The sequence below is a fragment of the Leptospira abararensis genome (genome assembly GCF_016918735.1).
Taxonomy (GTDB): domain Bacteria; phylum Spirochaetota; class Leptospiria; order Leptospirales; family Leptospiraceae; genus Leptospira_A; species Leptospira_A abararensis.
Map to the genome: position 1 here is coordinate 11,903 of NZ_JAFFPR010000006.1, position 24,785 is coordinate 36,687.

Sequence of the window (24,785 nt, forward strand, 5' to 3'; positions counted from 1 at the left end):
AGAGTATACCCAAAAACCCCCACCCCCCACCCAAGAAGCAGTTTTCATATTCGCCTATTCCCGTATCTTGGGATATATGGGCAAAAACCTACCTGGATATTTTGGTGAATTCGGCGGCCGTTACTCTCCTGAAATTTTAACGGAAGCACTAGAAGAACTTGAATCCACCTATCAAAAGTTAAAGAAAAGTAAGAAGTTCAAAAAAGAACTTGAATACTATTTGCGGAACTATGTCGGAAGACCTAGTCCACTTACCTATGCAGAACGTCTCACCAAACATTGGGGAGGTGCTCGTATCTGGCTCAAACGCGAAGATCTAAATCATACAGGTGCTCATAAAATTAATAATGCCATAGGACAGGCGCTCATTGCTCGTTTTATGGGTAAAAAAAGAATCATTGCCGAAACTGGCGCGGGCCAACATGGCCTTGCTACCGCCACTGTAGGTGCTATGTTTGGAATGGAAACAGTTGTCTATATGGGGGCAGTGGATGTCCAAAGACAAAACCTCAATGCCAAAAAAATTGAGATGTTAGGTGCCAAAATCCTTCCGGTCACAGCAGGTGAGGCTACACTCAAAGAAGCCACTAGCGAAGCGATGCGAGACTGGGCACTCAATGTTTCAACCACACATTATATCGTTGGTTCGGCCATTGGCCCACATCCATTCCCTACGATCGTTCGTGATTTACAAGCGGTCATTGGAAAGGAAGCAAAGGCGCAATTTAAAAAGGAAAATAAAAAACTTCCAAGTGCGATTGTTGCCTGTGTCGGGGGAGGATCAAATGCGATCGGAATGTTTCATGCTTTTCTAAAAGATAAACATGTTGCCATTTACGGAGCGGAAGCGGGCGGCCTTGGTCCAAAACCGGGAGAACACTCCGCTACTTTGACCTATGGCAAAATAGGATTTTTACACGGTACAAAAACCTTAATCATCCAAGATGAATTCGGTCAAATTGTACCAGCACATTCTGTTTCTGCTGGCCTTGATTATCCGGGAGTGGGACCAGAACATGCCTTTCTTTCCCAAACAGGAAGAGTCGACTACCGAATGGTGACAGACGAACAAGCATTAGACTGCTTTTTGGAAGTCACTCGGATCGAAGGAATTATCCCTGCGTTAGAAACAGCTCATGCCTTTCATGTGGCTCGGGATGTGGCAAAGGACCTGGGAAAGAAAAAGGATTTAATCATTTGTCTTTCTGGTCGAGGTGATAAGGACGTTACAGAAGTGTTGCGATTGTTAGGTGAAAGAAGTAAATGAGTAAAATTAAATCACTATTCGAGAGTGGGAAATTTAAATCCGCTTTTATTCCTTACTTTACTCTAGGGGATCCAAACTATAATGACTCTATCGAATTTGGAAAAACCATTTTAGATAACGGGGCCGATATTTTGGAACTCGGAATTCCTTTTTCTGATCCGGTTGCCGATGGCCCAGTCATCCAAAGGGCTGTGGCGCGCTCCTTAAAGAATTCCTTTTCCTTTGAGGAACTCTTTCGAGTGACAAAAGCCATTCATGACCACAAACCCGAAACTCCTCTTGTCTATCTAACTTATTTCAATCCTATCTATCATTGTGGGATTACCAGGTTTTTAGATCGTGCAAAAGAGTCTGGGATCATTGGACTTGTGATTCCCGATTTGCCATTTGACACTGCGGAAAGCGAAACTTTATTTCGAGAGCTAAAGGTTCGAGATATGGATTTGATCCATTTGGTGACTCCTGCTTCCGAAAAAAAGAGAATCCAGGCTCTAACCAAAACATCCTCAGGTTTCATTTATTATGTTACCTCTTTTGGTGTTACGGGGGAGAGGCGTGAGTTCTCCGTGGATTTGCAGGAAAGAATCCGGTTTTTGAAAGAAACCATCCAATTGCCCATTTGTGCTGGGTTTGGAATCTCTACCCCAGACCAAGCCAACCAAATTTCGCAGTATGCAGATGGGATTATCATAGGTTCTGCCATCCAAAGGATCATTGAAGAAAACGGATCGGATCGTTCGAAGGCTATTTCTGCATTGGCAGATTACATTTCGAAGATCAGAACATCGATTTCCTAAATTTTTTTCCTCTATCTATCAAAAACATTTGAGTCTCTTTAAAAAATTCGGGAAAATGGTCGGAAATTCCCAAACGAATAAAGAGGCTCTATGTCCGACAAAGAATCAAAATCGCTTTCGATTTTGGACTATCTCAGTGTTACCGTTGCCGCACTAGGAACACTTGGTGTGATCATTTCTGTCGTAATGACAGGGTGGGAATACGAATTTTCCTTCCTTATTGGCGGTTTACTCACCCTTCTTACTTCTTCTTACTTTGTATATAAAACCATTGAAAAGGTTTCTAAAGACAAACAGAAGTCAGGTGCTATTTGGTTATCTTATGTGATCGCCATTTTTATGTATACATTGGTCAATACCTTCCAACCTCTAAAAGATTTGGAAGAAAATTCTGTATCCACTAGGTTCCAGTTTTTACGTGGATCTAATACCAAAACCGAAAGTGAAGGGGACACGGGAAGAATTGAGTACATCCAATTCCAACCTCCAGCAAAAGCACGTAAGGATATCAATATCATTGGTATCACAACTGAATCTCTAGAAAAACTACAAGGAACTTGGCCCTTACCTTGGAGTTATTATGCCGACATCATTGATACTTTCAAAGAATCGAATAACATTCTGATGTTCGATATTTTCTTCGTAGATTACAAACCCGGTCAATCGGAAGAGATGGCCTCTGCTCTTCAAAAGAACCGGAATGTCCTCTTTGACTACCCTATGGAAGTCAGCGCGGAGTCCAAAGAAGCCGTTCTTAATTTAGAGAAACGAATCGACATCCTTCGAAAATTCCAACTCAAGAACGTGATCGATGAAAATGACGGAGGAATTTCCTGGGTTAAGTTCCCACAACCACCAATTGAGCCAATTGCTGAATTGTCAGCTGGTCTTGGTTTTGCGAACGTAAAAAAAGACGAGTCTGGTTTGAATCGTAAGATGCCTCTTGTTGTGAAGGTTTATAACTCGGGTAGAGACAGAGAAACAGAATATTTTCCATCCATCGACTTACTCATTGTTTGTAAATACTACGGGATTGATGTACAAAGGGATGTAGAAGTCAATATGGGACATTATATCAAATTGTCCAATATCCCCAAAAAAATCATTCGAGAGTTTAACATTAAAGAACGTAAGTTTGAAGAAAGAGATGTGATGCAAATTCCTAATGAGAAGAGGGAAGTTGTGATTCCTATTGACTGGGAAGGACAAATGGAAATCAATTTTGTAGGAGGAAGGTATTCTTTCAAACAAAATGAAATTTTCGAAGTCACCAATGATTGGGATGCAGAATTACTAGAAGCAAATCAAATTAACAATAAAATCTTCCTTGTTGCCATGTATTATGCAACAGGTCGCGGGGCATCAAAAGACTCCCATTTATCTCCGTTTGGTGATATGTCGGGAATTGAACACCACGCACATGCAGTAAACACAATCTTAAACCAAGACTTTTTGGCCACAGTACCAAATTGGGGAATTTTTCTCATTTATGTGGGACTTGGTGTGATGATTGGATTTTTGCAACCACGGATGAAAACACATATTGGATTTGCGATTATGTTGACCCAATTGTTTCTCTATGTTGTCGCTACACTTTATATTTTTCAAACCTTCAACCTTATCACCGTTCTTCCATCGGTTATGATAGAGCAAATCGTGGTCTTTGTTGCCATCATTGGGTTTAGAATTTTAACGGAAGAGGAAAACGTTAAGTACATTCGCCAAACTTTTTCTAAATTCGTATCTAAAGACGTTGTGGATGAACTTCTCAAACACCCTGACAATTTGGCTCTGGGTGGATCCAAACGAGAAATTACCATTTTCTTTTCCGACGTTCGAGGTTTTACGACGATCTCCGAACAGTTGGGTCCAGAAGATTTGGTGAAGTTACTAAACGAATACCTTTCTGCAATGACGGACATCATCATTGAATACAAAGGAACCATCGATAAGTATATGGGAGATGCGATCATGGCTTTTTGGGGAGCACCAGTTCCCTTGGAAGACCATGCCTACTATGCTTGCGTAGCGGCACTTGCACAACTAGACTATTTGAAAGTTCTCCAACAGAAATGGGCGGAACGAAATGTTCCCGTGATCGATATTGGGTGTGGACTCAACTCAGGTCCAGCCGTTGTTGGAAACATGGGATCCTCTCACAGGATGGAATATACCTGTATGGGTGACACAATCAACTTAGGATCCCGATTAGAAGGGTCCAATAAAATGTACACCACAAATGTGATTATCTCGGAGTATACTTACGAAAAAGTGAAAGACCGAGTAGTCACTCGGGAACTTGATTTAGTGCGAGTAAAAGGAAAAACCCAGCCTGTTCGGATTTACGAATTGCTTGGAATCACAAACCCAGAAGATATGGAGAAAATGAAGCGGCCTCTCCAAAAGGCGGCAACATGAAGTTTACATGCCATCGTATCCTTATCTCGACAAAATCCAATTTCCGGAAGACCTTAGAAAGATAACAGAAGCAGAGCTCCCCGAGGTCTGCCATGACCTTCGGGAATATATCATAGATACCCTCTCCGATGTGGGAGGGCATTTCGCCAGTAACCTTGGTGTTGTGGAACTGACGGTTGCCCTTCACTATGTGTTCCAAACACCTACTGACAAAATCATTTGGGATGTGGGCCACCAAACTTATCCTCATAAAATTCTCACAGGCCGTAAAAAAGAACTCCCGACTGTTCGTAAGTGGCAGGGCCTTTCCGGTTTTCCCAAACGCGAAGAATCCGAATACGATTTGTACAACACAGGCCATGCAGGGACTTCCATTTCCCAAGCTTTGGGTGAGGCTTGTGCCCGTGACCTCCTCGGCAAAGACTATAAAGTCGCAGCTGTGATTGGAGATGCTTCCATCGCCACAGGAATGGCACTCGAAGCCATGAACCATGGAGGCCATATCAAACCGAATATGTTAGTCATTTTGAATGATAATTATATGTCGATTTCCAAAAATGTTGGTTCCATTTCCAATTATCTCAATCGAATCATCTCCTCTCAAATCTATAACAAAGGTAAGACGGCATTTTATAGTTTTTTGAAATGGATTCCCCTGATTGGTCCCGCTTTACAGGCACTTGCTCATAATATGGAAACTTCCTTTAAACATTTTATGATGCGCCCAGGTGGGCTTTTTGAAGATTTAGGATTCACTTATTTTGGACCCATTGATGGCCACGATGTAAACCGTGTGGTTCAAATGCTTCAAAATCTTTCAAAAATCCAAGGTCCTATCTTATTACATGTTTTGACCCAAAAAGGGAAAGGATACAAACCAGCAGAAGCCGATCCTATCAAATACCATGGTGTGACACCGTTTAACAAAGAATCAGGGAAAATGGCTTCTTCCGATTCCAATAAAATCGGCCTTTCTAAAATTGTTGGAAAAACTCTGACTGATTTAACAGACAAAGACAAACGAATTGCTGTCATTACTCCTGCGATGATTGAAGGTTCGGGACTTCGCGAATACCAAGAGATCTATCCCTCACATACCTTTGATGTGGGGATTGCCGAACAACATTCCGTAGCCTTTGCCGGTGCGATGACCAGTGGCGGTGCCATTCCTTATATGTGTATTTATTCCACATTTCTAACAAGAGCTATGGACCAACTTGTGGAAGATGTTTCGCTTATGAATTTACCGGTTCGATTTGTGATTGATAGAGCCGGGATTGTGGGACCAGACGGCGAAACCCACCAAGGCCTTTCTGATCTAGGGTATTTGGCTGGCCTTCCGAATATGGACATTCTTGTTCCGAGTTCTGCCCAAGATATCATCGATAGCCTTCATTTTATGAAGGATTATACAGACCATCCCATCGCCATTCGGTTCCCAAAAGATAGTGGCGACTTACGCGAGTTAAAGTTTGAATCACCATTTTCTGTAACCAAAGGAAAGGGACGACTTGTGAGTGAAGGAGAAGACCTACTGATTCTTTCTCTTGGATTTATGTTACCAATTGCCAATTCGGTTGCGGAGATTCTAAAGACTAAAGGTGTTACAGTTTCTGTTGTGGATCTATTTTGGTTACGTCCTTATGATACAGACCTGGTTCATGGGCAAATTCAAAAGAACAAACGATTTGTGATTTTGGATGAAAGTTACATCCATGCAGGTGCTTCTGGCTTTCTTCTGAATGAAATTCCGTCGCCTCTTTTGGGTAAGTTCTTAAAAACCTTTGCCTTACCACCAGAACCCATCCACCATGGGGAAAGGAATCAAATTTTGGACCATTACAAACTGACCGCTTCGCAAATCGCAGAAGAATTGATTTTGTCTTTGAAAAAATAAAAATAGTTTTACGGAGATTTTTTAAGTCATCCGAAAATGAAAGAAAACAGGCGAGGATCTCATTGTCTTCTAGTTCTTTCCAACTTTCCTTAGATTTAGCAAAAGACCATTTTAAAATTGGTGATTTAGACCGAGCAGAATTCCATCTCCGTTCCAGTTTAGAATTGGAAGAATCCGAAGAAGCCTATTTTTATTTAGGTTTGGTGCAAAACGCACTTGGTCAATGGGGTGACGCCCTGACTTCATATTATAAAGCAGTCAGTTTAAATCATGAATATGGCAACCCATGTAATGAAATTGGTGTGTTATTGTTGCGTATGGGGAATGATAAGGAAGCCGTCTATTGGCTAAAAAAATCTATTCGTTGCGAAAGAAATGATGCCCCACATATTTCTTATTTTAACTTAGCAACACTTTACAAGTTGTGGAATCGTCCAGAAAGATCGTTACAATACCTTCATAAAGCCTTAACTCTAAAAAAAGATTTTTTAGAGGCCAATGACCTTTGGAGAGAATTGAAGTCGGATGAAGAGGCTCCTTCGAATTAATTATAGTCTTTGGGGAGAGGAACCAAAATCTCTCCCGTATACTTCGGAACTTCCATTTTCACTCCACTCCATTCCAAATAGGTGACACCACCTTCTTCCTCTAAATGATCTGAAAGTTCTCTTGCCGCATTCCACGTGAATCGGTATTTGATTTTTTCTTCTGTAGATCTAAGTCCAAGTAGACCACCATCTTCAGTTTCATAAATTTCAAATTCACCAAAAGGATAATTCCTTCCATCATCGGTAAAAAACACCATAGTGTTGTCTGTTAGTTCCACATGGAGGACATGGCATGGGAATCCATCAATACGAATGTATCCATGTTCACTTAAATCACCAAATTTATTTTCGATATAAACACCTTTATCGTTACCGTGCAGATTGTTACGAAAATACTGCAGGATTTCTTCTTTATCGATTTTGTTTTCTCGGAAGATCCACTCGTCCGTTGGGGAAATATAAATTTCAGAGTCAAAGATTCTTGGCATACAATTTTTATTTGTACCTATAAGCATAACCCTTCCAATAAGGAAGGTTTGATTTTTGTAAATAAGAGTTTGTGGAACGACCTTTTTGGTCCATTGTTTCCACTGTAACTGAATCGACTGTATTTTGGTTTTTTTCTGTCATCCAAACTCCGTCAATCTTTCGTCGAAACATATCCCTTTTGACACGAGGTTCATAGTCATCCCAAGTAAGATCTTCTGTATTGCGTACAATCACTTCACCTACGATTTTGAAGAGCCGTTTAGGACGTTCACGAAGGATTTCGACTTCTTCCCAGGTTTTCACCTTATAACGGGAATCATTTGGCCTGTAGTCAGGTTCTGGGATAAAATCTACCGTAGAACAACCAATTACGAGTAAGAGTAGGGGAAATAGGGAAAAATTAAACCTCATTCTATTCCTTAGACAAAAATATGCTATACATTGGTAGAATTGCCATAGGATAAGCAATACAAAGATTTAGGCACCAAGCTTTCATGGAAGAAACAGACATAGGGAAACGCAAACGGGAAAATGTACTTAAGATTGGTTACTCAACCTTGGATGAAATCGAGGAAAAAGTAAAGGCCTTTCGAGTCATGAACCAAAATGCCGTAAAAAAACGGTACCTCATCACGCGAGACCCCATCCTAGACCCTCAAGGGAAGGTTCTCCTCGCCAAAGCCCAAGAAATCGATGTATCGGCCGCAAAACTCCTCCGTCGTCACTTTAAGGGTGTCGATATGTTTAAGGTCTTTCAACCGGACGAGGGGCTTGTGATCATTTCTGATATGTCAACCATGGAAGGAGTTTCCTTTTCCATGGATATCGTCACCCAAATCATGAACTTGGGGGGTGGTGCTTACGAAGGGTTTATTGACCGTGTCGATAGTTTTGAAGACTTTATCGGACTCTTGAAAAAAAACCTATTTCCCCGAATGATCATTGTGGGTTATTTACCAAAAGAAAAGATCCAAAACGAAATCATCAATTTTGTAAAAGTAAAACGATTGGATAACTACCTTAGGGCTTTGGAGCTTACTCATACTGTTTTCAAACCCACTGCTTATTTCCCAAAAATCAAACAAGTAAACATCTCCCAAGAAGACCCCAAATCCTGGGGCCGTTTTGTGGTTGAAATTGTCAGAGAATACACAAGACCATACTTCGTAGAAGAAGTTTAGTTAAGACAGAATCATTGACCGGTTGAGCATCGCTCCGGCAATGTTTCCGGAGTGGACTGCATGCGCCACAGACCGAAACATTGATGCCATGTCCCCAACAGCACAAACTCCCGGTACACTCGTTTCATAAAAGTTAGTTACTTCGATATGTCCGCTGGGAAGAAGTTTACAACCCAGTTGTTCTGGTAGGTTTGAGCTTTGGACGATTGGCAATCTTGTATATAGTGCTTGGATCGGGATTTCTTTTCCAGAAACCAATTGGATAGCAGAGATTTGTCCTTCCTTGTGAATCAGCGCTTTTACAACTTCTGAAACAATTGTGATTCCTTCTTTTTCAAGTTTGGATTTTTCTTCTTTGGAAAATTGGATAGGTCCGTTTGTATAAACTGTTAATTCTTTCGACCAGTATTTTAGAAACTTAGAATGTTCGAATACGCCATCTTCATTCATCCAAAGTCCCGTTGTATTCCCTATGTTTTCATAACCATGGCAGTAGGGGCAATGAATGACAGACTTTCCCCATGAGGGAAGAAATCCTGGAATATCGGGTAAAATATCTTTAAGGCCAGTGGCAAAAATAATTTTATCAGATTGAACTTCTTTGAATCCATTTCCTCGGAGTAAAAATCCATTCTCTATTTTTTCTATAGATAAAACTTCGCCAATCTTTAGTTGAAAATTAGAATAATGATATAGATCATTGAGTGCCAAGGTCCGAATTTCGCCTGGCGCCTTTCCATCATGAGTGATGAAGTTATGCGAGGCGGGAGTGTTGGCATTGCAGGGTTTTTCGAAATCGATGACTAGGACGTTTCGTAAGGAACGAACGAGAGAAAGTGCTGCGGAGAGTCCGGAAAAACTTCCCCCAACGATGGCAATATCGACTTTTTGAATGGATTCCATAGATGCAATTATGTTGCATCTATGGAAGTTGGCAAGGATTAAACTTCGTAAAAAGTCAAATTCTCATAAAGTTCTTTGGGTAGGTTCCCACTTGCATCCATATACTTTTTGTATTTGTTTTCGAATTCCTTGTGTTGGCGTGTGCGAACATTTTTGAATCGGTTGTGAAGTTCTGCATAGGCTGGTTGTGAACTTACCTTTTCTCGGATGTTTTTATGGAATGGAATGTGGCGGTAGAAGATGGAACGAACCACACGGTTGACCCTTTGTACCCCTTCTGCTTCATATCGAATCCACATGGAATAATCATAGGCAAACTTGTCGCGGTCTGTACGGAACCGTTTGAATTCTGAGGAAATCTTCTCTTTGAGTTCAGGAGAAAGGTCTTTACTCTTTTTGAAGAACTGCACATAATCCGTGTAATCTGCTGTGATGGATGGGATTCCGACGTTATTCCAATCGGGACCAAGGATATTTTTACAAAGTTCCCAACGGAAAGCGGCAATCGCTTCCAACATAAAGGTTTTTAAATCACCCGTCACAAAGTGTGGAATACAAATCCTACCTCTAGATTCTTTGGATCCCGCACCACGGAAAATGGAAAGGTCTTGCCACATCATGATTTTTGGTCCGATGGATGGCACAAGAATGAAGTCTGGAATAATGGATCTTTGGACAAATTCGTTTTTGATCCCAATATCTTCATTACGGTAAATCACTTCTCGGTTGAAAGCAGTGTAGTCTACACTTAAGATATATTGCAGGGCTTTCTCCACATCATCTTTCGATACAAAACATTTTTCCAATGGGATGGTGATATGGTATTTTGTTAAAATAGGGAAATGGCTTGCAATGTTACCAGATGTCAAACGAACGTTTGGTTCATACATAGAAGAAATTTCTGATCCAAGTCTCGCATCGCCGGTATCATAATCTGGTGGGATGTCTTTTTCTGACTTAATGCCTGAATCTTTAAGATCCATTTTGAGTTTTTCAAAAAAGGTTTGCCCCAATTCGTCTACGGATGTGGGAACTTCGCGAGAGTAGATTTTTTCAAGCCAATCTGTTCCGTAATGGATGGGTGCAGTTGGGTTTCCTCCCCCTTGGTACAATCGGCTAACGAGTTCTACAATATGGCCTTCATCAAGAAGGCTTTCGTCGAAGTAACCATAACGTAACATAAGTTCAACGGCCTTGGGGGCCTGTTTACCTGACTGTAACCACTTTGAGAAAGATTTTTTATACACTTCCCAATACGTTTTTGAAATGGTTCGTCTGATTTTACGGTTATCTGGCTCTGGATCCAATGGGTTTTTAAAGGATTTGAGTTTAACCATAAGAGTAGAAAACTCTTTAACGGATTCTGGATCGGCTTGCGAATAGTTTAGAATTTGACTTGCCGAGTTTAATAGTTCCACTTTGAGAGCTTGGGTATCAATCCCTGCGCGGATGGCTTCACTTCCTTGTGAGGCCATATCATCTTTATTCTTTTGTGCCGAAAGTTCATGACCATATTTGGCAGTGAGTTCTGTTTGTTTTGTTTCTAGTTTGTCTAAACTATTGCCAACAGCTCCATAAGGAGAACCAAATATCTGTTTGTATTCATCTAACAAAGATTTAGATTTTTTTAATGCCCATTCCGTTACCGGTAACAAAACAGTAGATGGAATTGTTGAATAACCTGTATTGAATAAATCTAACGTTAGGTTAAATTTTTCAATCAGAGCGTTTTCACCAACAAACATCGTATTCATCATTTCTGAAAGGTCAGATGTTTCTTTACTTAATAATTCGAATAACTCGCGATAGGTTTTTACATAACTTTCTGCAGCACTTTGCAAAAGAGTGGGATCTGCTTCAAACAGGGCCTGTGAAATTTTTGGATTCACCGAAAGAATTTTTCTGATAAAATGAAATTCTGCATCGCTCCATTCTACTGCTTCGTTATAGTTACTTTCAAAAAACTCACCATGGTCTTCTTCTAGAAAATTCACAGTGGGTTTGTCGGGTAACATCCCTCCATGTTCTTGGAACCCGGCCAAATTGTTTCGGATGAGTTTCATCACTGGATCAATGATATTTTCATCACGAGTGATGAGTCCACCAGGAGTGACATCAGAAAATATGGAGGGGTTTAAGATATAATACACAGCACCCAGGTTGTCCATGGTCTGTTCGAATTTGGAAGCAAGACCTTTGATGGAAAGAACTCGTTTGTAGAGTTCTCCAATTTCTTTTAGGAGAGTTCGCACGGCCATGACACCCACAGAAACTTTGGATGTGAGTGTTTTTTTTGCATTGGCTTGGTTCATCACATAAGTAGAAACAACACAAGATGTTTTGGCACGGATGGTGTAAGGGTAAGGGGTTCCTTCCAGAAGAGCAAAGATACCTGGCGTTAGGTTTGCTCCTTCTAAACTATAGAGAACAATGCTTGTGTCTCCGAGAGTGGTTTCTACTCGAACCGATCCTTCGTGTAGGATGTTCATAGAAGTCGAGGCTTTGCCCCCGATGAAAAGGACTTCACCTGGATTGACTGGGATCTTTTGGTTATTTTTACTGGTATCTAGAGGCATTTGGTTGTTCGTTTGCGAAACCGTGGTTTCCGTCAAAACCTACTAAAGAAGCACCAAATTGCAAAATACTTTTTAGAAAAATACAACATGTTGAAGCCCCAAATCAAATTAAGTGCCAAAAAAGAAATTTATGTCCCTGGAGATAAGTCTATCTCGCACCGGTCGGTTCTCTTTAGCGCACTCTCCCAAGGAAAATCAGAAATTCATGGATTTTTGGAAGGAGAAGATCCTCTTCATACCTTACATTGTTTTGCAAGTTTAGGGCTTTCGGTCGAACCCATCGGAAAAGGAAGTTATTCCGTACAAAGCCCAGGAAAAAATAACTTAAAATCTCCAGCGGCTGTTTTGGATTTTGGAAACGCAGGGACTGGAATCCGTCTTTCTGCAGGGCTTATCGCAGGCCTTCCTCAAATTTCGGCCACTCTTACAGGAGATGCCTCCCTTTGCAAACGGCCGATGGCAAGGATCATGAACCCACTTCGGGAAATGGGTGCTGATATAATTTCTGTAGAAGGAAATGATAGAGCTCCCCTTCGAGTTACTGGAAAACAACTAAAGGATTATTTTTATTCCAGTCCTATCGCTTCGGCCCAAATCAAAAGTGCACTTGTCCTTGCGGCATTGGCTTCCGAGATTTCCATCGAATACAAAGAATCGGAAGTTTCTCGTGACCATACGGAAAATATGATTCGGTTTTTGGGTGGGAATATTGAGCATCAGTCCCCAGTCCATTTTTCTGTTAAACCGCCGTATCATTTTACAGGTGCTAAGTTTGTCATCCCTGGTGATATTTCTAGCGCTGCTTTTTATATTGTCTTTGGTCTTTGTGCGGGGGGAAGTGAACCTCTTCTCATTCATAATGTTGGTCTCAACCCTTCTCGTGTGGGAATTTTAACTGTATTAAAAAATATGGGTGGAAGAATTGAAGTTACCGCCAAACGCCAGGAATGTGGTGAAGAAATTGGGGACTTACTAGTTTATCCTTCGAAACTAAAGAGGTCTGTCATTACAGAAGATCTCATTCCCTCGATCATCGATGAAATTCCAATCCTTACGATTGCTGGTCTTTTTTCAGAAGGTGGGTTCGAGATTAAACACGCAGAAGAACTGCGAGCAAAAGAATCGGATCGAATCCAGTCCATGGTTTCCAACTTGGAAAGACTTGGTGTGGTTGTAAATGAATCGAAAGATGGATATGAGTTTGGAGAAGTAGGGGAAATCAAAACCTGTGCCATAGAAACTTTTATGGACCATCGGATCGCTATGAGTTTTGCCATTCTTTCTAAACTCTCAAACGTAGAACTAACGTTTGACGATACAAGCTGGGTGGATACAAGTTTCCCTGGATTTTTTGAAATCCTTAAATCGTTTTAAAAAAACGAATCGTAATTGGTAGCCATAATCATAAAAAACTTTTAATTTTTTGAAAAGATTCCTAGTTCGTTTCGATCGAATCGGACAAATTGTGTTTAAATGATTTCGACCTATGTTTATTTGTTTTGTTATTTTATTTCCTTTCCTAAGGAAAATGAATGTAGCCATCCTAGAATCGAAATCAACTTTGAGTCTAAAGGTAACAAATAAAGCCATCTTCTTTGATGGAAACTGGTGTAACGATGTCTTTCTTCTTGCAACATTACAATGAATCCTTAAACTTCTTCCTTTTGTTTTCATTTCTGCTCGGATTTTTATATGCGATCGGAGAATTTTTTAGTTACCATAAAAATAGAAAACAAATCTTACTTGGGATTATTTTTCTCGGAACTAGTTACTTATTGTTTAACTTTTACTTAATTTCTTCAGAGAACATCAGACATTTGTATTATTTGTATCTGACTGATTTACCAGTAGTTGCTTGTTTGGGAGTGTTACTAGATGAATACTTTCTTACTGTTTTAGAAGGAAAATTTCGTTCTTTTCGTAGGCTTTCTTACCGGCTTGTTCCTTTGGTTGTTTTACTTGTGTTGATTCTAATTTGGAATTTAGGAAACAAAAGTTATTATCTAGAAAATCAAAATACTGATTTGCATCCCTTTCACAATCGACCATTGTTTTTAGTTTTGCCTACCATTCTGATTTATATATGGTGTATGCTTCGCATTTTTAGAAGAATATCCAAACAAATTCGTTGGAGTACATTTCGTAAAAATTATACATTAAAAATAGGGCTTACTATTGTCATTTTTTGTTTGGCTTTATCACTAAACGGATTAAAAACCTTGGCCTTTGGTGGTCAAATCGCCCATCAGTTGTCCGGAATTGCCATTGGACTTTTTTTATGTTTTTTATATGTACTTAGGCAGACTTATCCCGATTTCTTTTTGGAAGTTCGTAAAATTGTAGAGGATGAAAAAAAAGAAAGGATCTCGCAAATTTCCAAACTTGATCATAGTTTGGTTCGGAAAAAATTGCAAGACCTGTTCGAAACAGAAAAAATATACCGAGAGGAAAAACTAAGTCTCCGCGAACTTTCCGAAAGAATGAGTTTGAGTTCCCACCAACTCTCTGAATTTCTAAATATGGAAATCAAACTCAGCTTCTATCAATATACAAATTTCTACCGAGTGAAAGAGGCGAAGGAAAAAATTGAAAAAGAGCCGGAACGGTCTCTACTTGCTATTGCTTATGATGTGGGTTTTGGTTCTAAATCTACCTTCAATGAAGCCTTTAAAAAGGAAACCGGAACCACACCTAGAGAATATAGAGAAAAAATCCTGAAAAAACATCCAACTCGATAAATCCGGACGTAGTTTTATTTCCAATCCGATCGAATCAGACGATTCGGATTCTTTTTCGTAGTAGGATGGATTCAAAGTTTCTAGCGCAATGTTTTGAAACATTTCACTTCAAACAAATTTGATTCAAAGGATAATCTTATGAAAAAGAAAATCAGTTTAGTATTGGCTATCGTGTTTGCAGCTCAGGCAACATTTGCAACTCCCACAAACCAAATGAGTGTTAGAGAAGCAGCAAACGTTTTAGTAAAAAACGGAATGACAACTAAGGATGCAAACGAATATCTCAAAGCACACATCAGTCCGCAAGAATTTGTTAGAATCAGTAGAGAAATTAAAAATGCAGAATTTGCAGGTACTCTTGAAGAAGATTTGGAAAAGATCGTTTCTTCGATTCAGTTAAAAAAATCTACAGGAAACTACCTTCATGGAACCAACTTCAAAGTTTTTGAGAACGTACTCGCTTCAGTGACTGTAGTTGCCGTTGTTGGCATCCTCATTCATACAGGTGGATTCGGAAACGTGGTCTCTGGTGGAATGTATGATTCTGTAGGACTTGGATTCTAGGTCTTATTGGATCTCCAACAAAAAAACTTAAAGAATCTTGTTTCTAGCCATTCCTAATGAAAACTAGAAACAGGATTTCTCTATCAAAAATAGATTCAATCGAGTGATAAATAATGAAGAATATACCATTTCGTAAAGATAGTTGGAAACCTAGGTCTTATCTCTTATTTTCTATTTGCGCATTCTTCTTTGGGTTTCATCTCAATGCTGAAGTAAAAAAAGAAAATCAAATTTTAGATTGGGATGGAGAACGTAAGCAGTTCGTACATAAAAACATAACTTTAGAAGAGCTAGGTCTTAAATCCCAAACACATTATATTTTAGAAAATTTTGTCATCCATTCCGGTGTAAACCAAACCCCAATCCCACTAGAACTAGTGGAAGGGAATTTGAAGTATTTGACTTTAGGTTACCAACTGCATAAAATCGAATCCAAATTTAAGGTCATTGCCCTTAGGTCTGGGTCCAAAGAAAAAATCACTGAATTTAACCCCAAGGTGAAAATTCGAGTAGATGCACCTTACGCCTATTCGCCGACAGAATATTTTGATTCCAAAGTGTCGCTGAAAAATACTGCCCTAACCATTCCCCCTTCGGAAATCAAAGGAAGTTGGAATAGTGAGTTGTGGTTTGCTCCTAAATGGGACTTCCCCATTTTTGGAAGATTTGCTTTTGACCGAATCATAGACACGGCCTCTTGTCCGGATGCCATCTATCATGAGTATACCCATTTGATTACCGGAAAATATTTGGGAAACAATTCCATCGGTCGTTCGCTTGCAGAAGGAATTTCGGATTATTATGCAGCTTCGTTGTTAGACCACCCAGAATTGTATACCCACAAAACATGTGAAGCGGTGAAACGCCAACTCTTAGTTTCTTCTTTTCGTTTGGATAAGGAAATCGGGTTTTATGACGTATCCATTGAATCGGATTTCAAAAAAGATTTTGCCTACATACCATCTTTGTTATGGCAATATAGAAAACTGGTGGGCACTGAGTTAGCGGATCTTACTATCTTTCAAGCCATAACAAAAACTAATGCGGGAGACCGTTTTTTCCCAGAGTTTATCGACACACTCTCTACCTCTCTTCACAAAGAGATGAAAAAAAGAAACGGAGAACAAGCGGCGACTGAGTTAGTTTTAAAATTAGAGAATACGATCTGGATTCCTCATGGAGTGTATTCCCACTACAGTCATATACAAACTGTATTTTCTATTTTTCCAAAAGCCATAATTCGCATTCCGAACTCCGATGAGAAGACAGCTGAGTTTTGTGGTGATAAGAATGAACTGGAATTTTTTTGGAAAGAAGTAAACTTAGAAGAACCTACGCTGAGATTTTATTGGAATTGTAATCAAGTAAAACTTCCCCTTGTGATCCAGATGGACCAAACAAATCCTGCTAATTTTTTGATACAGTCTAATTTACATTTTCTAAATGGAAAACTCAGGTTTGCAAGCCAAAGTGCAGAAAAACCAAATCAAAAACTATCGGAAGAAAACAAAGTTTTATATCTTAGTATGTACAATTACATCAAGGATAATTATTTCTATAGGAAAACTATGGAGAAAGAGGTGCGGTTGTATTTAGATAGTAGTAATGATTTTGGTCATATAGAAAACATTCGTATGGAATTTGCCTATTTTGGGAATTCCAAAAAAAGGTTTAGATATACTTTTCCTGTTTCTAAGGATGGGTGGTTCGAATAGGAAAAACAATATGAAATTCGGCTCCGGCATCTCCATTAAATGTGAATTTGCCGGCAAGTTGTTTTGCTAACATCATTACCAAAGTCAATCCAAACCCTAGTTTTTCTGGATGGGAATCGAGTGATTCAAAGCCCTTCCCATTGTCCTTAACCATTAGATGAATTTCGCCGTTTTCTTCCCAAGCTTTGATTTGTATTTCTAAATCTTTGGAAACACCTCCGGCATATTTTAAGCTGTTGGTGAGTAACTCGTTCGTGATAATTCCTATCGCTTGCAGTTGTTCGGCAGTTAGGTGAAAATTTCCAATATCTGTAGTTGCCTTGACTGTGTAGGGGAAGAGGGAAATAATCTCGTTCGTTAGAGGGATTAAATATGCATCTAACGGAAGTTCATGGAATGCCATTTGTAAGTAAAGTTTGTCATACAAAAGAGCCATAGTTTTGATCCGACTTGTGGCATCTTTTAATGAATTTCGTATCGCTTGGTTTTCCTGCAAGCCCGCTTGAAGATCCAAAAGATTATAAAGAATCGTCATGTTGTTTTTGATTCTGTGGTGAACTTCTTTTAGAATCATTTCCTTTTCGGAGAGAAGGGTTTTTACTTTTTCCTCCGCCGTTTTTCTTTCGGTTACATCGTGGACAATGGAAAATAGTAGGTGGCGGTTACTCGTTTCAATGGGTGTAGAATATACTTCTACTTGTTTGATGATTCCATTTGCCAGTTTGTGTGGAAAAGAAAAATAACTTCTTTCTTCAGAGAGTGCACGCATCCTTTCTTGCTTTACTTGTTCTGGTGGAAGTATATTGATTTCATCGATTTTCATTTTTGTAAGAATTTCATGAGGGTAACCATAAAACTGAACGGCTGTTTGGTTAGCGTTGATGATATCTCCAGTATTGGGTTCGATGATTAACATCACAGAAGAATTCTTTTCAAAAAAATCTCGGAATCTTCTTTCGCTTTCAGTGAGTTTTGTAGATACAATGGATTTTTCGATTGCGATGCTGACAAGATCTGCAGTCTCTGCAATGATAAAAATATCAAATTCATTGGGGCTTGCGATCTCATTGTGATAAATGGCAAAGGTGCCAATGGTTTCGTTTGTATGGGAACGTATTGGTTCCGACCAACAAGAAAGTAATCCTGCGTCTAGAGCTATCTTTTTGTAGTTTTTCCAGAGGGGGCTTGTGCTTATGTCTTCGACAATGACTCGTCTGCCAGTGTAAGCTGCGGTTCCGCAAGAACCAGCTTCGGGTCCAATGGTCACACCTTCAATGGCATCGTTATAAATTTTGGGGAGAGAAGGGGCAGCCCCCATTTTGATTTTGGAATTTTCGATGAGCACTACAGTGCAAATCATGGTTGGGTTTAGAGTTTCTATTCCTCGAACAATTTCGTTTAGTATGTCTGTCAGTAGTGCATTTTTGACAATGAGCTCTAGGATACCACTTCGGAAACATTCGAAGTCGGCAATTCGTTCTGGATCCAGATTGCGATTTCTTAGTTTCACTAACATCCTACCGAGTGGCACTGATCCTATGCGGAAAAAAAAACATGTCAAGGTAAAATCGTTTACCACGAGTTAGTCTTCCCTTAAACATAAGAATTCCTCTGGACGAAATTAAATCCCGTTCTAGTCTTAGGATATAATCTCATGAGTATCTTGAATATAGAAAATGTAATCGCCATTGATGGGCCCGCCGGTTCTGGAAAAAGTACGCTCGCACGAATGATTGCCCATAAAATCGGGTATCTTTATTTAGATTCAGGAGCCTTTTACCGAGCACTAACGCTTGCTATATGGGAGAAGTTTTTGGAAACCAAAGAGGATGAGTCTAAGTTTCCTTTTTATACAGAAAAATTGGCCGATGCCACTCTTTTGGATAGAGACGAAAAAGAATTTGGATTTTCCGTCGCCAAAATCCCTGTACATTGTGAACTTTCCTCTACGGGAGAAAATTTGATGTTCCTAGGGGAAAGAGACATAAGTCACGAAATCCGCGATCCTGAGATCACAAAAAAAATCCGTTACATTGCACCGAGGCGAGCCTTTCGAGAAATTCTAAATCACCATATCCGCGAATTCGCAAAAACCCATAAATTGGTCATGGACGGTCGCGATATCGGCACGGAAGTCTTTCCCAAATCAAAATTTAAATTTTTTCTGACCGCCTCTGTGGAAGTGCGGGCCAAACGCCGATACGATGAATTAGTTGCAAAAGGCTTTAAAGCCGACCTAAAACACATCCAGGACGAGATTGTGGCCCGGGATGAAAGTGACACCAGCCGTACTGTGGCTCCCCTGAAACAGGCTTCGGACGCAATCCTGATTGACACGAGCACCCTCGACACGGAAACTGTCCTAAATACTATCCTGTCCAAGGTTTCATCCTCTGGGCAAATCTAAGTTTTGTATCCCGGTAACCATTGAATTCAACCAACCCATCCTCCCCCAAAAATGAGACCACTTCTTCCTTCGGCGAATTATTAGAGAAGTGGGAATCGCAGTCACAAGCACAAGAACAAGAAAACTCCGCAGGAAAAGGTACCCTCATTGAAGGGACTGTAGTCGATGTCATTGGTGACACTGTTTTCCTCGATATCGGAGAGAAATTGGAAGCTCGTGTTTCTCGTGAAGACTTCTCAGAAACGCCAAAACGCGGTGAGAAAGTCAGTGCGATCATTAAAAAGCGGGTCGACGGATACTGTGTCCTCTCCAAAAAAGAAGCGGACCAAAGAGTTGGTTGGGAAACCATCAAAGACGCAAGTCAAAATGGATACCCACTTTCTGGTAAAATTGTCGGTGAAGTCAAAAACAAAGGATACCTCGTGGAAAGCGAAGGAATCCAACTTTTCCTTCCTGCCTCCCACGTAGGGGTAAGATTCAAAGAATCTACAGAAGGTGGAAAAGAATTTTCCTTCAAAATCATTGAATTAAATGAAAAAACGAGGACCGGTGTGGTCTCTCGCAAAACTCTCCTCGACGAAATCAACGGCGAGAAGTGGGAAGAACTCCTTGGGAAAGTCAAAGTCGGAGATAAAGTAAACGGAAAAGTGGTAAAGATTGCTAACTTTGGCGTTTTCCTCTCTGTTTACGATGTAGTCGGTCTTCTTCGTCAAAACGATATTTCTTATAAAAAATTCGCTCCGTTCAAACAATACTTCAACATCGGTGCCGAAGTCGAAGTGATTGTTTTGGAAGTAGATAAAGAGAATAACAAACTATCCCTCGGGATCAAACAACTCTATGAAGATCCATGGATTTGGGCGAAAAAAGAACTCGAAAAAGGTATGGTGGTGCGAGGAATCGTGACTTCCCTTACTAACTTCGGTGCTTTCGTAGAACTCAAAGAAGGATTGGAAGGACTCATCCATACGACAGAACTTTCTTGGGCCAAAAAACCACCACATCCAAAAGATGTTTTGAAAAAAGGCCAAGAAGTAGATTCTGAAATTTTGGATATTGATTTCGAAGCAAGACGTTTGTCTCTCGGACTCAAACAACTTCTTCCTAACCCATGGGAAGCTCTTTCTGCTAACGTTCGTGCCGGAAACGTACTCGAAGGTAAAATTACTGGAATCACTAAATACGGTGCTTTCGTAGAAGTAGAAAGTGGAATCGAAGGACTCATTCACATCTCCGACATCACTTGGGATGAAAAAGAAAAAAACCCTTTAAACCTTTTGAAAAAAGGCCAATCAGTTCAGTACAAAATCCTTGATGTGAACTTGGATGCACAACGCATTAGCTGTGGTTTAAAACAACTTTCAGAACATCCTTACGAAGCTCTTCGCAAAAAATACCCGCCGGGTACTCTTGTAGAAGGTCGCGTAAAATCCATTGTTAGCTTTGGAGTGTTTGTGGAAGTAGAACCAGGTTACGAAGGTCTTGTTCACATATCTGAAATTCCAGATGGTCGCAACATCAAGTTAGAAGATCTTTACAAAGTAGGCGAGTCTGTTCGCACAGTCGTTGTCAAAATCGAACCTAACAATAAGAAGATTTCTCTCTCTATCAAAGACTTTGATAAAGCAGTAGAACGTGAAGAGATGGCAAAATACATGAAAGAAGACAACCAACCTTCTCGTGAATCCATCGGTTCTTTTATGAATTTAAACCAAAACCGATAGGTCCATGGATAAGTTTCATAAAAAAAACCCACTCGAACAAAAAAAACAAGCAGAACTCATCCAAAAGGATGAGTTCGCTGATTTTGAAGGTTCTAAAGCAGAACTCGTTTTTTTAAAGTTTACACATTTTTTATCGCGGAATCGTAAGTCTGTATTTATCAGCCTTGCCTCCGCCATTGTTGTGTTAGCTGTCATCATCGGATTTTTCGAATACCGTGCTTACCTTTTTGAAAAAGAAACGGTAACGCTGGAGGATTTGAAACTCACCCATCAAAAATCAAAAGTGGGACTTGATGTTCAAATCCAAAGTTTAGAATCTTTTTTACAAAACCAAAGTACCGGTAAAATGGAGCTTCGTGTTTGGAAAGATCTTTCTAAACTTTATGCAGAAAAAGGGGAATTCGGAAAAGCTGCCGGATACCTGGAAGATGCGGCCAAAAAAATTGATACTCCCAAAGAAATCAAAGCACTATATTTTTACATTGCTGGCAATTACCGAGAACGTGAAAAAAATAACGCGAAGTCTTTAGAAAACTACAAGATTGCCGCAACCGTGATCGAACCTGCACGAGAACTGAATGGATTTAAGGCTTGGTCTTACTACCAGGCGGGACGATTGTCTTACCTTAACGGGGATAAGGCGGGTGCCAAGCAGTATCTAGAAAAAGCAGTCAAACTAGACGTTGCTGAATCTGGAGAAGATGTGAAACTTCTTTCTAGTTATTTGCTCCTCAAACTCGGGAAAAACTAACCTATGTTGACTTTGGCTCTTCCGAAAGGTAGGCTTGCCGAAGAAACTGCAGTTCTTTTGTTATCCAAAGGATGGTTAAGTTCTTTGCCATCCGAGGGTTCGAAAGAACTCACCTTTGTCTCCGAAGACAAACGCCTCCGTCTTTTATTTGTCCGTTCTCAAGATGTTTGCACCTATGTGGAAGAAGCTTCCGCTGACGCCGGAATTGTAGGTTGGGACATCCTCCGGGAAGGGGGATTTGATCTCATTGCTCCCGTAGATTTGAAACTGGGGGAGTGTCGCCTCTCCCTTGCCTCCTTTCCTGACTTTGATCTTTTTGCCAAACGTTCCAAAGTGCGTGTGGCCACTAAATACCCAAACCTCACCCGGGAATATTTTTTCCAGAAAGGGATTTCTTGCGAGATTATCAAACTCTATGGTTCGATTGAGCTTGCTCCCATCGTGGGTCTTTCGGACTGCATCGTGGACTTAGTTTCCACTGGTGGGACCTTAAAAGCCAATGGACTGAAGGAATTTGAGTCCATTTTGTTCAGTACAGCCCGTTTGGTATGCAATCGCTCCGCTTTTTATCACAAACACAGCGAATTACGGTCTCTTATCGAGAGCCTAGAAAATTAAAATATTGTTTTCACATTCGTTTTCCAAAACATAGTAAAAACCAGTTATAATTCCATAGAGGATAGCCATGGCAGTCCCAAAGAGACGTAAATCAAAATCGAAAGTTAGAACGAAAAGAGCCCATCACGCGATAGGCAAACCTAACTTAAACCCGTGTTCCAATTGTGGTTCATTTGTTCTGTCCCACCGTGTTTGCCCTTATTGCGGTTTTTATAAGGGAAAACTCGTAGTCGCTCAAAAAGTTAAAAAAACGACCGAAGATAACTAACCATTATGTGGGTCGCCGTGGACGCGATGAGCGGAGATTACGGCCCTGAAGGTATAGTCGAGGGCGCAGTGATGGCAGTACGAGAATTCGGACTGTCGGTTTCGCTCGTCGGCGACGAACAAGAGTTACTTGATATCCTGTTAAAATTTGATTATGACACTGAGAAAATCCGTGTCATTCATTCTACTGAGATCATCGGTATGAATGATTCTCCTTCGATAGCAGTCCGCGCTATGGAGGATTCTTCCATAGTCAAAGCAGTTCGTTTAGTGGCAGATAAAGAATGTATCGGTGTGTTTTCTCCGGGAAACACAGGTGCTACTATGGCCGCTGCATTACTACATCTAGGTCGCCTACCGGGCGTTCTGCGACCTCCTATTGCTGCTCATATTCCCAGGGAAGAAGGACCACCCGTGCTTCTGTTAGATGCAGGTGCCAATGTCGATTGTAAACCTGAATATCTTGCACAATTTGCGGTAATGGGTGAAATTTATGCCCGTGAACTTTTTGGAATCCAAAATCCAAAAGTAGGAATTCTCTCGAATGGGGAAGAAGACAAAAAGGGAAATACCGTTTCTGTCAAAACCTTTGATCTTTTAAAAAAAATACCTTTTAACTTTGTGGGAAATGTAGAAGGCCGTGATCTTTATGGTGGTGGCCGTGAAGTAGACGTTGTGGTCTGCGATGGTTTTATTGGGAACATTGTTCTTAAAGCAACAGAAGGACTTGCCAAATCCATTTTCAACGTATTGAAAAATTCCATTAGACAATCAAGCCTTGCCCAAACAGGCGCACTGCTTTTAAAATCAACTTTTACAGCTGTAAAAAAACGTTTAGACTATGCGGAATATGGTGGTGCTCTTCTTTTAGGTGTAGAAGGGATTTGTATGATAGGTCATGGTTCTTCTAACGCACTAGCCGTAAAAAATGCAGTCCGTGTCATCTCAGAGTGCGCCAAACACGGAATCAACGACAGGATTCGAGAAAGGCTTGGTGAATACAAAACTCTTTTAAACGATTCGGTTTAAACATTAAAAGGATTCATTTAGATTCATTTCATTTAGAAAATATTTTAGGAATTAGAAAGGAAGAGGAAAAACCAAATGATTAGTTTAACAGGAAAAACAGCCATCGTAACGGGTGGGGCAAGAGGAATTGGAAAAGCAACTTGTTTGAAACTTGCTTCTCTTGGAGCCAACATCGTTGTAGCGGATATGAACCCAGAAGCAACGAATGCCACTGCGGAAGAATTAAAATCCAAAGGATACAAAGCAATCGCTGTTGTTGCTAACGTATCAATAGAAGAAGATGCTCAAAAACTAATTGATGCGGCAAAAAAAGAATTTGGAACTGTAGACATCCTCGTAAACAATGCAGGGATCACTCGTGACACTCTCCTTATGAGAATGAAAAAAGAGCAGTGGGATTCTGTGATCGCAGTAAACCTGACTGGAACTTATCTCTGCACACAAGCAGCCATCAAAGTCATGATGAAACAAGAAAATGGTGGATCGATCATCAATCTTTCTTCTATCTCTGGTGAAAACGGAAACATTGGACAAACAAACTATTCTGCATCCAAAGCAGGTGTGATTGGTTTTACAAAGGCAGTGGCTCTCGAAATGGCTTCTAGAAAGGTTCGTTGTAACGCGATTGCCCCAGGTTTTATTGCAACAGAAATGACAGAAGCAATTCCTGAAAACATCAGACATGGTATGGTGCAAGCAATCCCACTCAAACGTGCGGGCCTTCCAGAAGACATCGCTAACGGCATTGCCTTCCTTGCTTCTGATGCATCTTCCTTTATCACAGGACATATTTTAGATATCAATGGTGGTGGATTTTTACCGGGTGGCGGTCACTAAGATTTAAGTAATCCTTACTTACTAAAAAAAGTAAAGATTCTCCTCTATTAATGTTGGTA

At 40.3% G+C, this 24,785-nt stretch carries 22 protein-coding genes; 17 read left to right on the forward strand and 5 right to left on the reverse strand.

Translation table 11 applies throughout. The features are described 5' to 3' along the window. Positions 1-76: 76 nt before the first annotated feature. The 5 genes from trpB (at position 77) to JWG40_RS00840 (ending at position 6,927) form a co-directional block, all read left to right on the forward strand. Positions 77-1,267 (forward strand): tryptophan synthase subunit beta, encoded by a 1,191-nt coding sequence (trpB, locus tag JWG40_RS00820; protein WP_205283996.1) that lies wholly within the window; start codon positions 77-79, stop codon positions 1,265-1,267. Continuing rightward, the gene (gene trpA, locus JWG40_RS00825) at positions 1,264-2,064 is read left to right on the forward strand and encodes a tryptophan synthase subunit alpha (protein WP_205283997.1); all 801 of its coding nucleotides are present in this window, start codon (positions 1,264-1,266) and stop codon (positions 2,062-2,064) included. Before trpB ends, trpA begins: the two co-directional genes overlap by 4 nt. 90 nt (positions 2,065-2,154) lie before the next feature. After that, complete coding sequence (locus JWG40_RS00830; protein ID WP_205283998.1) at positions 2,155-4,482, forward strand: adenylate/guanylate cyclase domain-containing protein; 2,328 nt, start codon at positions 2,155-2,157, stop codon at positions 4,480-4,482. Between the two features lie 7 nt (positions 4,483-4,489). Beyond that, positions 4,490-6,379 (forward strand): 1-deoxy-D-xylulose-5-phosphate synthase, encoded by a 1,890-nt coding sequence (gene dxs / locus JWG40_RS00835; protein WP_205283999.1) that lies wholly within the window; start codon positions 4,490-4,492, stop codon positions 6,377-6,379. Between the two features lie 62 nt (positions 6,380-6,441). Further along, entirely contained in the window at positions 6,442-6,927 is a 486-nt protein-coding gene (locus JWG40_RS00840; RefSeq protein WP_205284000.1) for a tetratricopeptide repeat protein, read from the forward strand. Here JWG40_RS00840 and JWG40_RS00845 read toward each other — a convergent pair. Further along, complete coding sequence (locus tag JWG40_RS00845) at positions 6,924-7,415, reverse strand: hypothetical protein (protein ID WP_232369083.1); 492 nt, start codon at positions 7,413-7,415, stop codon at positions 6,924-6,926. The two genes, JWG40_RS00840 and JWG40_RS00845, sit on opposite strands and share 4 nt — an antisense overlap. A 7-nt stretch (positions 7,416-7,422) precedes the next feature. Further along, positions 7,423-7,827 (reverse strand): hypothetical protein, encoded by a 405-nt coding sequence (locus JWG40_RS00850; protein WP_205284002.1) that lies wholly within the window; start codon positions 7,825-7,827, stop codon positions 7,423-7,425. A gap of 83 nt (positions 7,828-7,910) precedes the next feature. Here JWG40_RS00850 and JWG40_RS00855 point away from each other — a divergent pair, with 83 nt between their 5' ends. Beyond that, a complete protein-coding gene (locus JWG40_RS00855; RefSeq protein WP_002974889.1) occupies positions 7,911-8,597 on the forward strand; it encodes a hypothetical protein in 687 nt (228 codons plus the stop codon). On the opposite strand, the gene JWG40_RS00860 is transcribed toward JWG40_RS00855, so the two are convergent. Both JWG40_RS00860 and JWG40_RS00865 read right to left on the reverse strand, forming a co-directional pair. Continuing rightward, complete coding sequence (locus tag JWG40_RS00860; RefSeq protein ID WP_205284003.1) at positions 8,598-9,500, reverse strand: NAD(P)/FAD-dependent oxidoreductase; 903 nt, start codon at positions 9,498-9,500, stop codon at positions 8,598-8,600. 38 nt (positions 9,501-9,538) lie between these two features. After that, on the reverse strand, positions 9,539-12,076 hold the full coding sequence (locus tag JWG40_RS00865; protein ID WP_205284004.1) for a cyclic nucleotide-binding domain-containing protein: 2,538 nt from the start codon (positions 12,074-12,076) through the stop codon (positions 9,539-9,541). Between the two features lie 87 nt (positions 12,077-12,163). Here JWG40_RS00865 and aroA point away from each other — a divergent pair, with 87 nt between their 5' ends. The 4 genes from aroA to JWG40_RS00885 all read left to right on the forward strand — a co-directional run bounded on the left by aroA (position 12,164) and on the right by JWG40_RS00885 (position 17,093). Then, a complete protein-coding gene (aroA, locus tag JWG40_RS00870) occupies positions 12,164-13,450 on the forward strand; it encodes a 3-phosphoshikimate 1-carboxyvinyltransferase (protein ID WP_205284005.1) in 1,287 nt (428 codons plus the stop codon). 242 nt (positions 13,451-13,692) lie between these two features. After that, positions 13,693-14,814: an AraC family transcriptional regulator gene (locus tag JWG40_RS00875; RefSeq protein ID WP_205284006.1), complete on the forward strand. Its 1,122-nt coding sequence runs from the start codon at positions 13,693-13,695 to the stop codon at positions 14,812-14,814. A 138-nt stretch (positions 14,815-14,952) separates the two neighbouring features. Continuing rightward, positions 14,953-15,378 (forward strand): hypothetical protein, encoded by a 426-nt coding sequence (locus JWG40_RS00880; protein WP_205284007.1) that lies wholly within the window; start codon positions 14,953-14,955, stop codon positions 15,376-15,378. Positions 15,379-15,491: 113 nt separating this feature from the next. Continuing rightward, a complete protein-coding gene (locus JWG40_RS00885) occupies positions 15,492-17,093 on the forward strand; it encodes a hypothetical protein (protein WP_205284008.1) in 1,602 nt (533 codons plus the stop codon). Here JWG40_RS00885 and JWG40_RS00890 read toward each other — a convergent pair. After that, positions 17,071-18,603 carry a histidine kinase dimerization/phosphoacceptor domain -containing protein gene (locus tag JWG40_RS00890; RefSeq protein ID WP_205284009.1) on the reverse strand — a complete coding sequence of 511 codons (1,533 nt, stop codon included), beginning with the start codon at positions 18,601-18,603 and terminating at the stop codon, positions 17,071-17,073. The genes JWG40_RS00885 and JWG40_RS00890 overlap by 23 nt on opposite strands. A 144-nt stretch (positions 18,604-18,747) precedes the next feature. On the opposite strand from JWG40_RS00890, the gene cmk reads away from it, so the two are divergent. The 7 genes from cmk (at position 18,748) to fabG (ending at position 24,726) form a co-directional block, all read left to right on the forward strand. Beyond that, entirely contained in the window at positions 18,748-19,500 is a 753-nt protein-coding gene (cmk, locus tag JWG40_RS00895; protein WP_408611478.1) for a (d)CMP kinase, read from the forward strand. A 20-nt stretch (positions 19,501-19,520) separates the two neighbouring features. Beyond that, positions 19,521-21,224 carry a 30S ribosomal protein S1 gene (locus JWG40_RS00900; RefSeq protein WP_205284010.1) on the forward strand — a complete coding sequence of 568 codons (1,704 nt, stop codon included), beginning with the start codon at positions 19,521-19,523 and terminating at the stop codon, positions 21,222-21,224. Between the two features lie 4 nt (positions 21,225-21,228). Further along, on the forward strand, positions 21,229-21,975 hold the full coding sequence (locus JWG40_RS00905) for a tetratricopeptide repeat protein (RefSeq protein ID WP_205284011.1): 747 nt from the start codon (positions 21,229-21,231) through the stop codon (positions 21,973-21,975). 3 nt (positions 21,976-21,978) lie between these two features. Beyond that, complete coding sequence (hisG, locus tag JWG40_RS00910) at positions 21,979-22,593, forward strand: ATP phosphoribosyltransferase (protein ID WP_205284012.1); 615 nt, start codon at positions 21,979-21,981, stop codon at positions 22,591-22,593. A gap of 67 nt (positions 22,594-22,660) precedes the next feature. Beyond that, positions 22,661-22,861, forward strand: coding sequence for a 50S ribosomal protein L32 (gene rpmF, locus JWG40_RS00915; RefSeq protein ID WP_015679024.1), 201 nt, complete (start codon positions 22,661-22,663; stop codon positions 22,859-22,861). Between the two features lie 5 nt (positions 22,862-22,866). Then, positions 22,867-23,889 carry a phosphate acyltransferase PlsX gene (plsX, locus tag JWG40_RS00920; RefSeq protein WP_205284013.1) on the forward strand — a complete coding sequence of 341 codons (1,023 nt, stop codon included), beginning with the start codon at positions 22,867-22,869 and terminating at the stop codon, positions 23,887-23,889. 75 nt (positions 23,890-23,964) lie between these two features. Beyond that, a complete protein-coding gene (gene fabG / locus JWG40_RS00925) occupies positions 23,965-24,726 on the forward strand; it encodes a 3-oxoacyl-ACP reductase FabG (protein WP_205284014.1) in 762 nt (253 codons plus the stop codon). Positions 24,727-24,785 lie beyond the last annotated feature (59 nt).

Bases quoted from the DNA above. Each gene is read 5' to 3' on its own strand.
- trpB (WP_205283996.1), top strand. From the start codon at position 77: ATGGGCAAAAACCTACCTGGATATTTTGGTGAATTCGGCGGCCGTTAC.
- trpA (WP_205283997.1), top strand. From the start codon at position 1,264: ATGAGTAAAATTAAATCACTATTCGAGAGTGGGAAATTTAAATCCGCT.
- JWG40_RS00830 (WP_205283998.1), top strand. From the start codon at position 2,155: ATGTCCGACAAAGAATCAAAATCGCTTTCGATTTTGGACTATCTCAGT.
- dxs (WP_205283999.1), top strand. From the start codon at position 4,490: ATGCCATCGTATCCTTATCTCGACAAAATCCAATTTCCGGAAGACCTT.
- JWG40_RS00845 (WP_232369083.1), bottom strand. From the start codon at position 7,415: ATGCCAAGAATCTTTGACTCTGAAATTTATATTTCCCCAACGGACGAG.
- JWG40_RS00850 (WP_205284002.1), bottom strand. From the start codon at position 7,827: ATGAGGTTTAATTTTTCCCTATTTCCCCTACTCTTACTCGTAATTGGT.
- JWG40_RS00855 (WP_002974889.1), top strand. From the start codon at position 7,911: ATGGAAGAAACAGACATAGGGAAACGCAAACGGGAAAATGTACTTAAG.
- JWG40_RS00860 (WP_205284003.1), bottom strand. From the start codon at position 9,500: ATGGAATCCATTCAAAAAGTCGATATTGCCATCGTTGGGGGAAGTTTT.
- JWG40_RS00865 (WP_205284004.1), bottom strand. From the start codon at position 12,076: ATGCCTCTAGATACCAGTAAAAATAACCAAAAGATCCCAGTCAATCCA.
- aroA (WP_205284005.1), top strand. From the start codon at position 12,164: ATGTTGAAGCCCCAAATCAAATTAAGTGCCAAAAAAGAAATTTATGTC.
- JWG40_RS00875 (WP_205284006.1), top strand. From the start codon at position 13,693: ATGTCTTTCTTCTTGCAACATTACAATGAATCCTTAAACTTCTTCCTT.
- JWG40_RS00880 (WP_205284007.1), top strand. From the start codon at position 14,953: ATGAAAAAGAAAATCAGTTTAGTATTGGCTATCGTGTTTGCAGCTCAG.
- JWG40_RS00885 (WP_205284008.1), top strand. From the start codon at position 15,492: ATGAAGAATATACCATTTCGTAAAGATAGTTGGAAACCTAGGTCTTAT.
- cmk (WP_408611478.1), top strand. From the start codon at position 18,748: ATGAGTATCTTGAATATAGAAAATGTAATCGCCATTGATGGGCCCGCC.
- JWG40_RS00905 (WP_205284011.1), top strand. From the start codon at position 21,229: ATGGATAAGTTTCATAAAAAAAACCCACTCGAACAAAAAAAACAAGCA.
- hisG (WP_205284012.1), top strand. From the start codon at position 21,979: ATGTTGACTTTGGCTCTTCCGAAAGGTAGGCTTGCCGAAGAAACTGCA.
- rpmF (WP_015679024.1), top strand. From the start codon at position 22,661: ATGGCAGTCCCAAAGAGACGTAAATCAAAATCGAAAGTTAGAACGAAA.
- plsX (WP_205284013.1), top strand. From the start codon at position 22,867: ATGTGGGTCGCCGTGGACGCGATGAGCGGAGATTACGGCCCTGAAGGT.
- fabG (WP_205284014.1), top strand. From the start codon at position 23,965: ATGATTAGTTTAACAGGAAAAACAGCCATCGTAACGGGTGGGGCAAGA.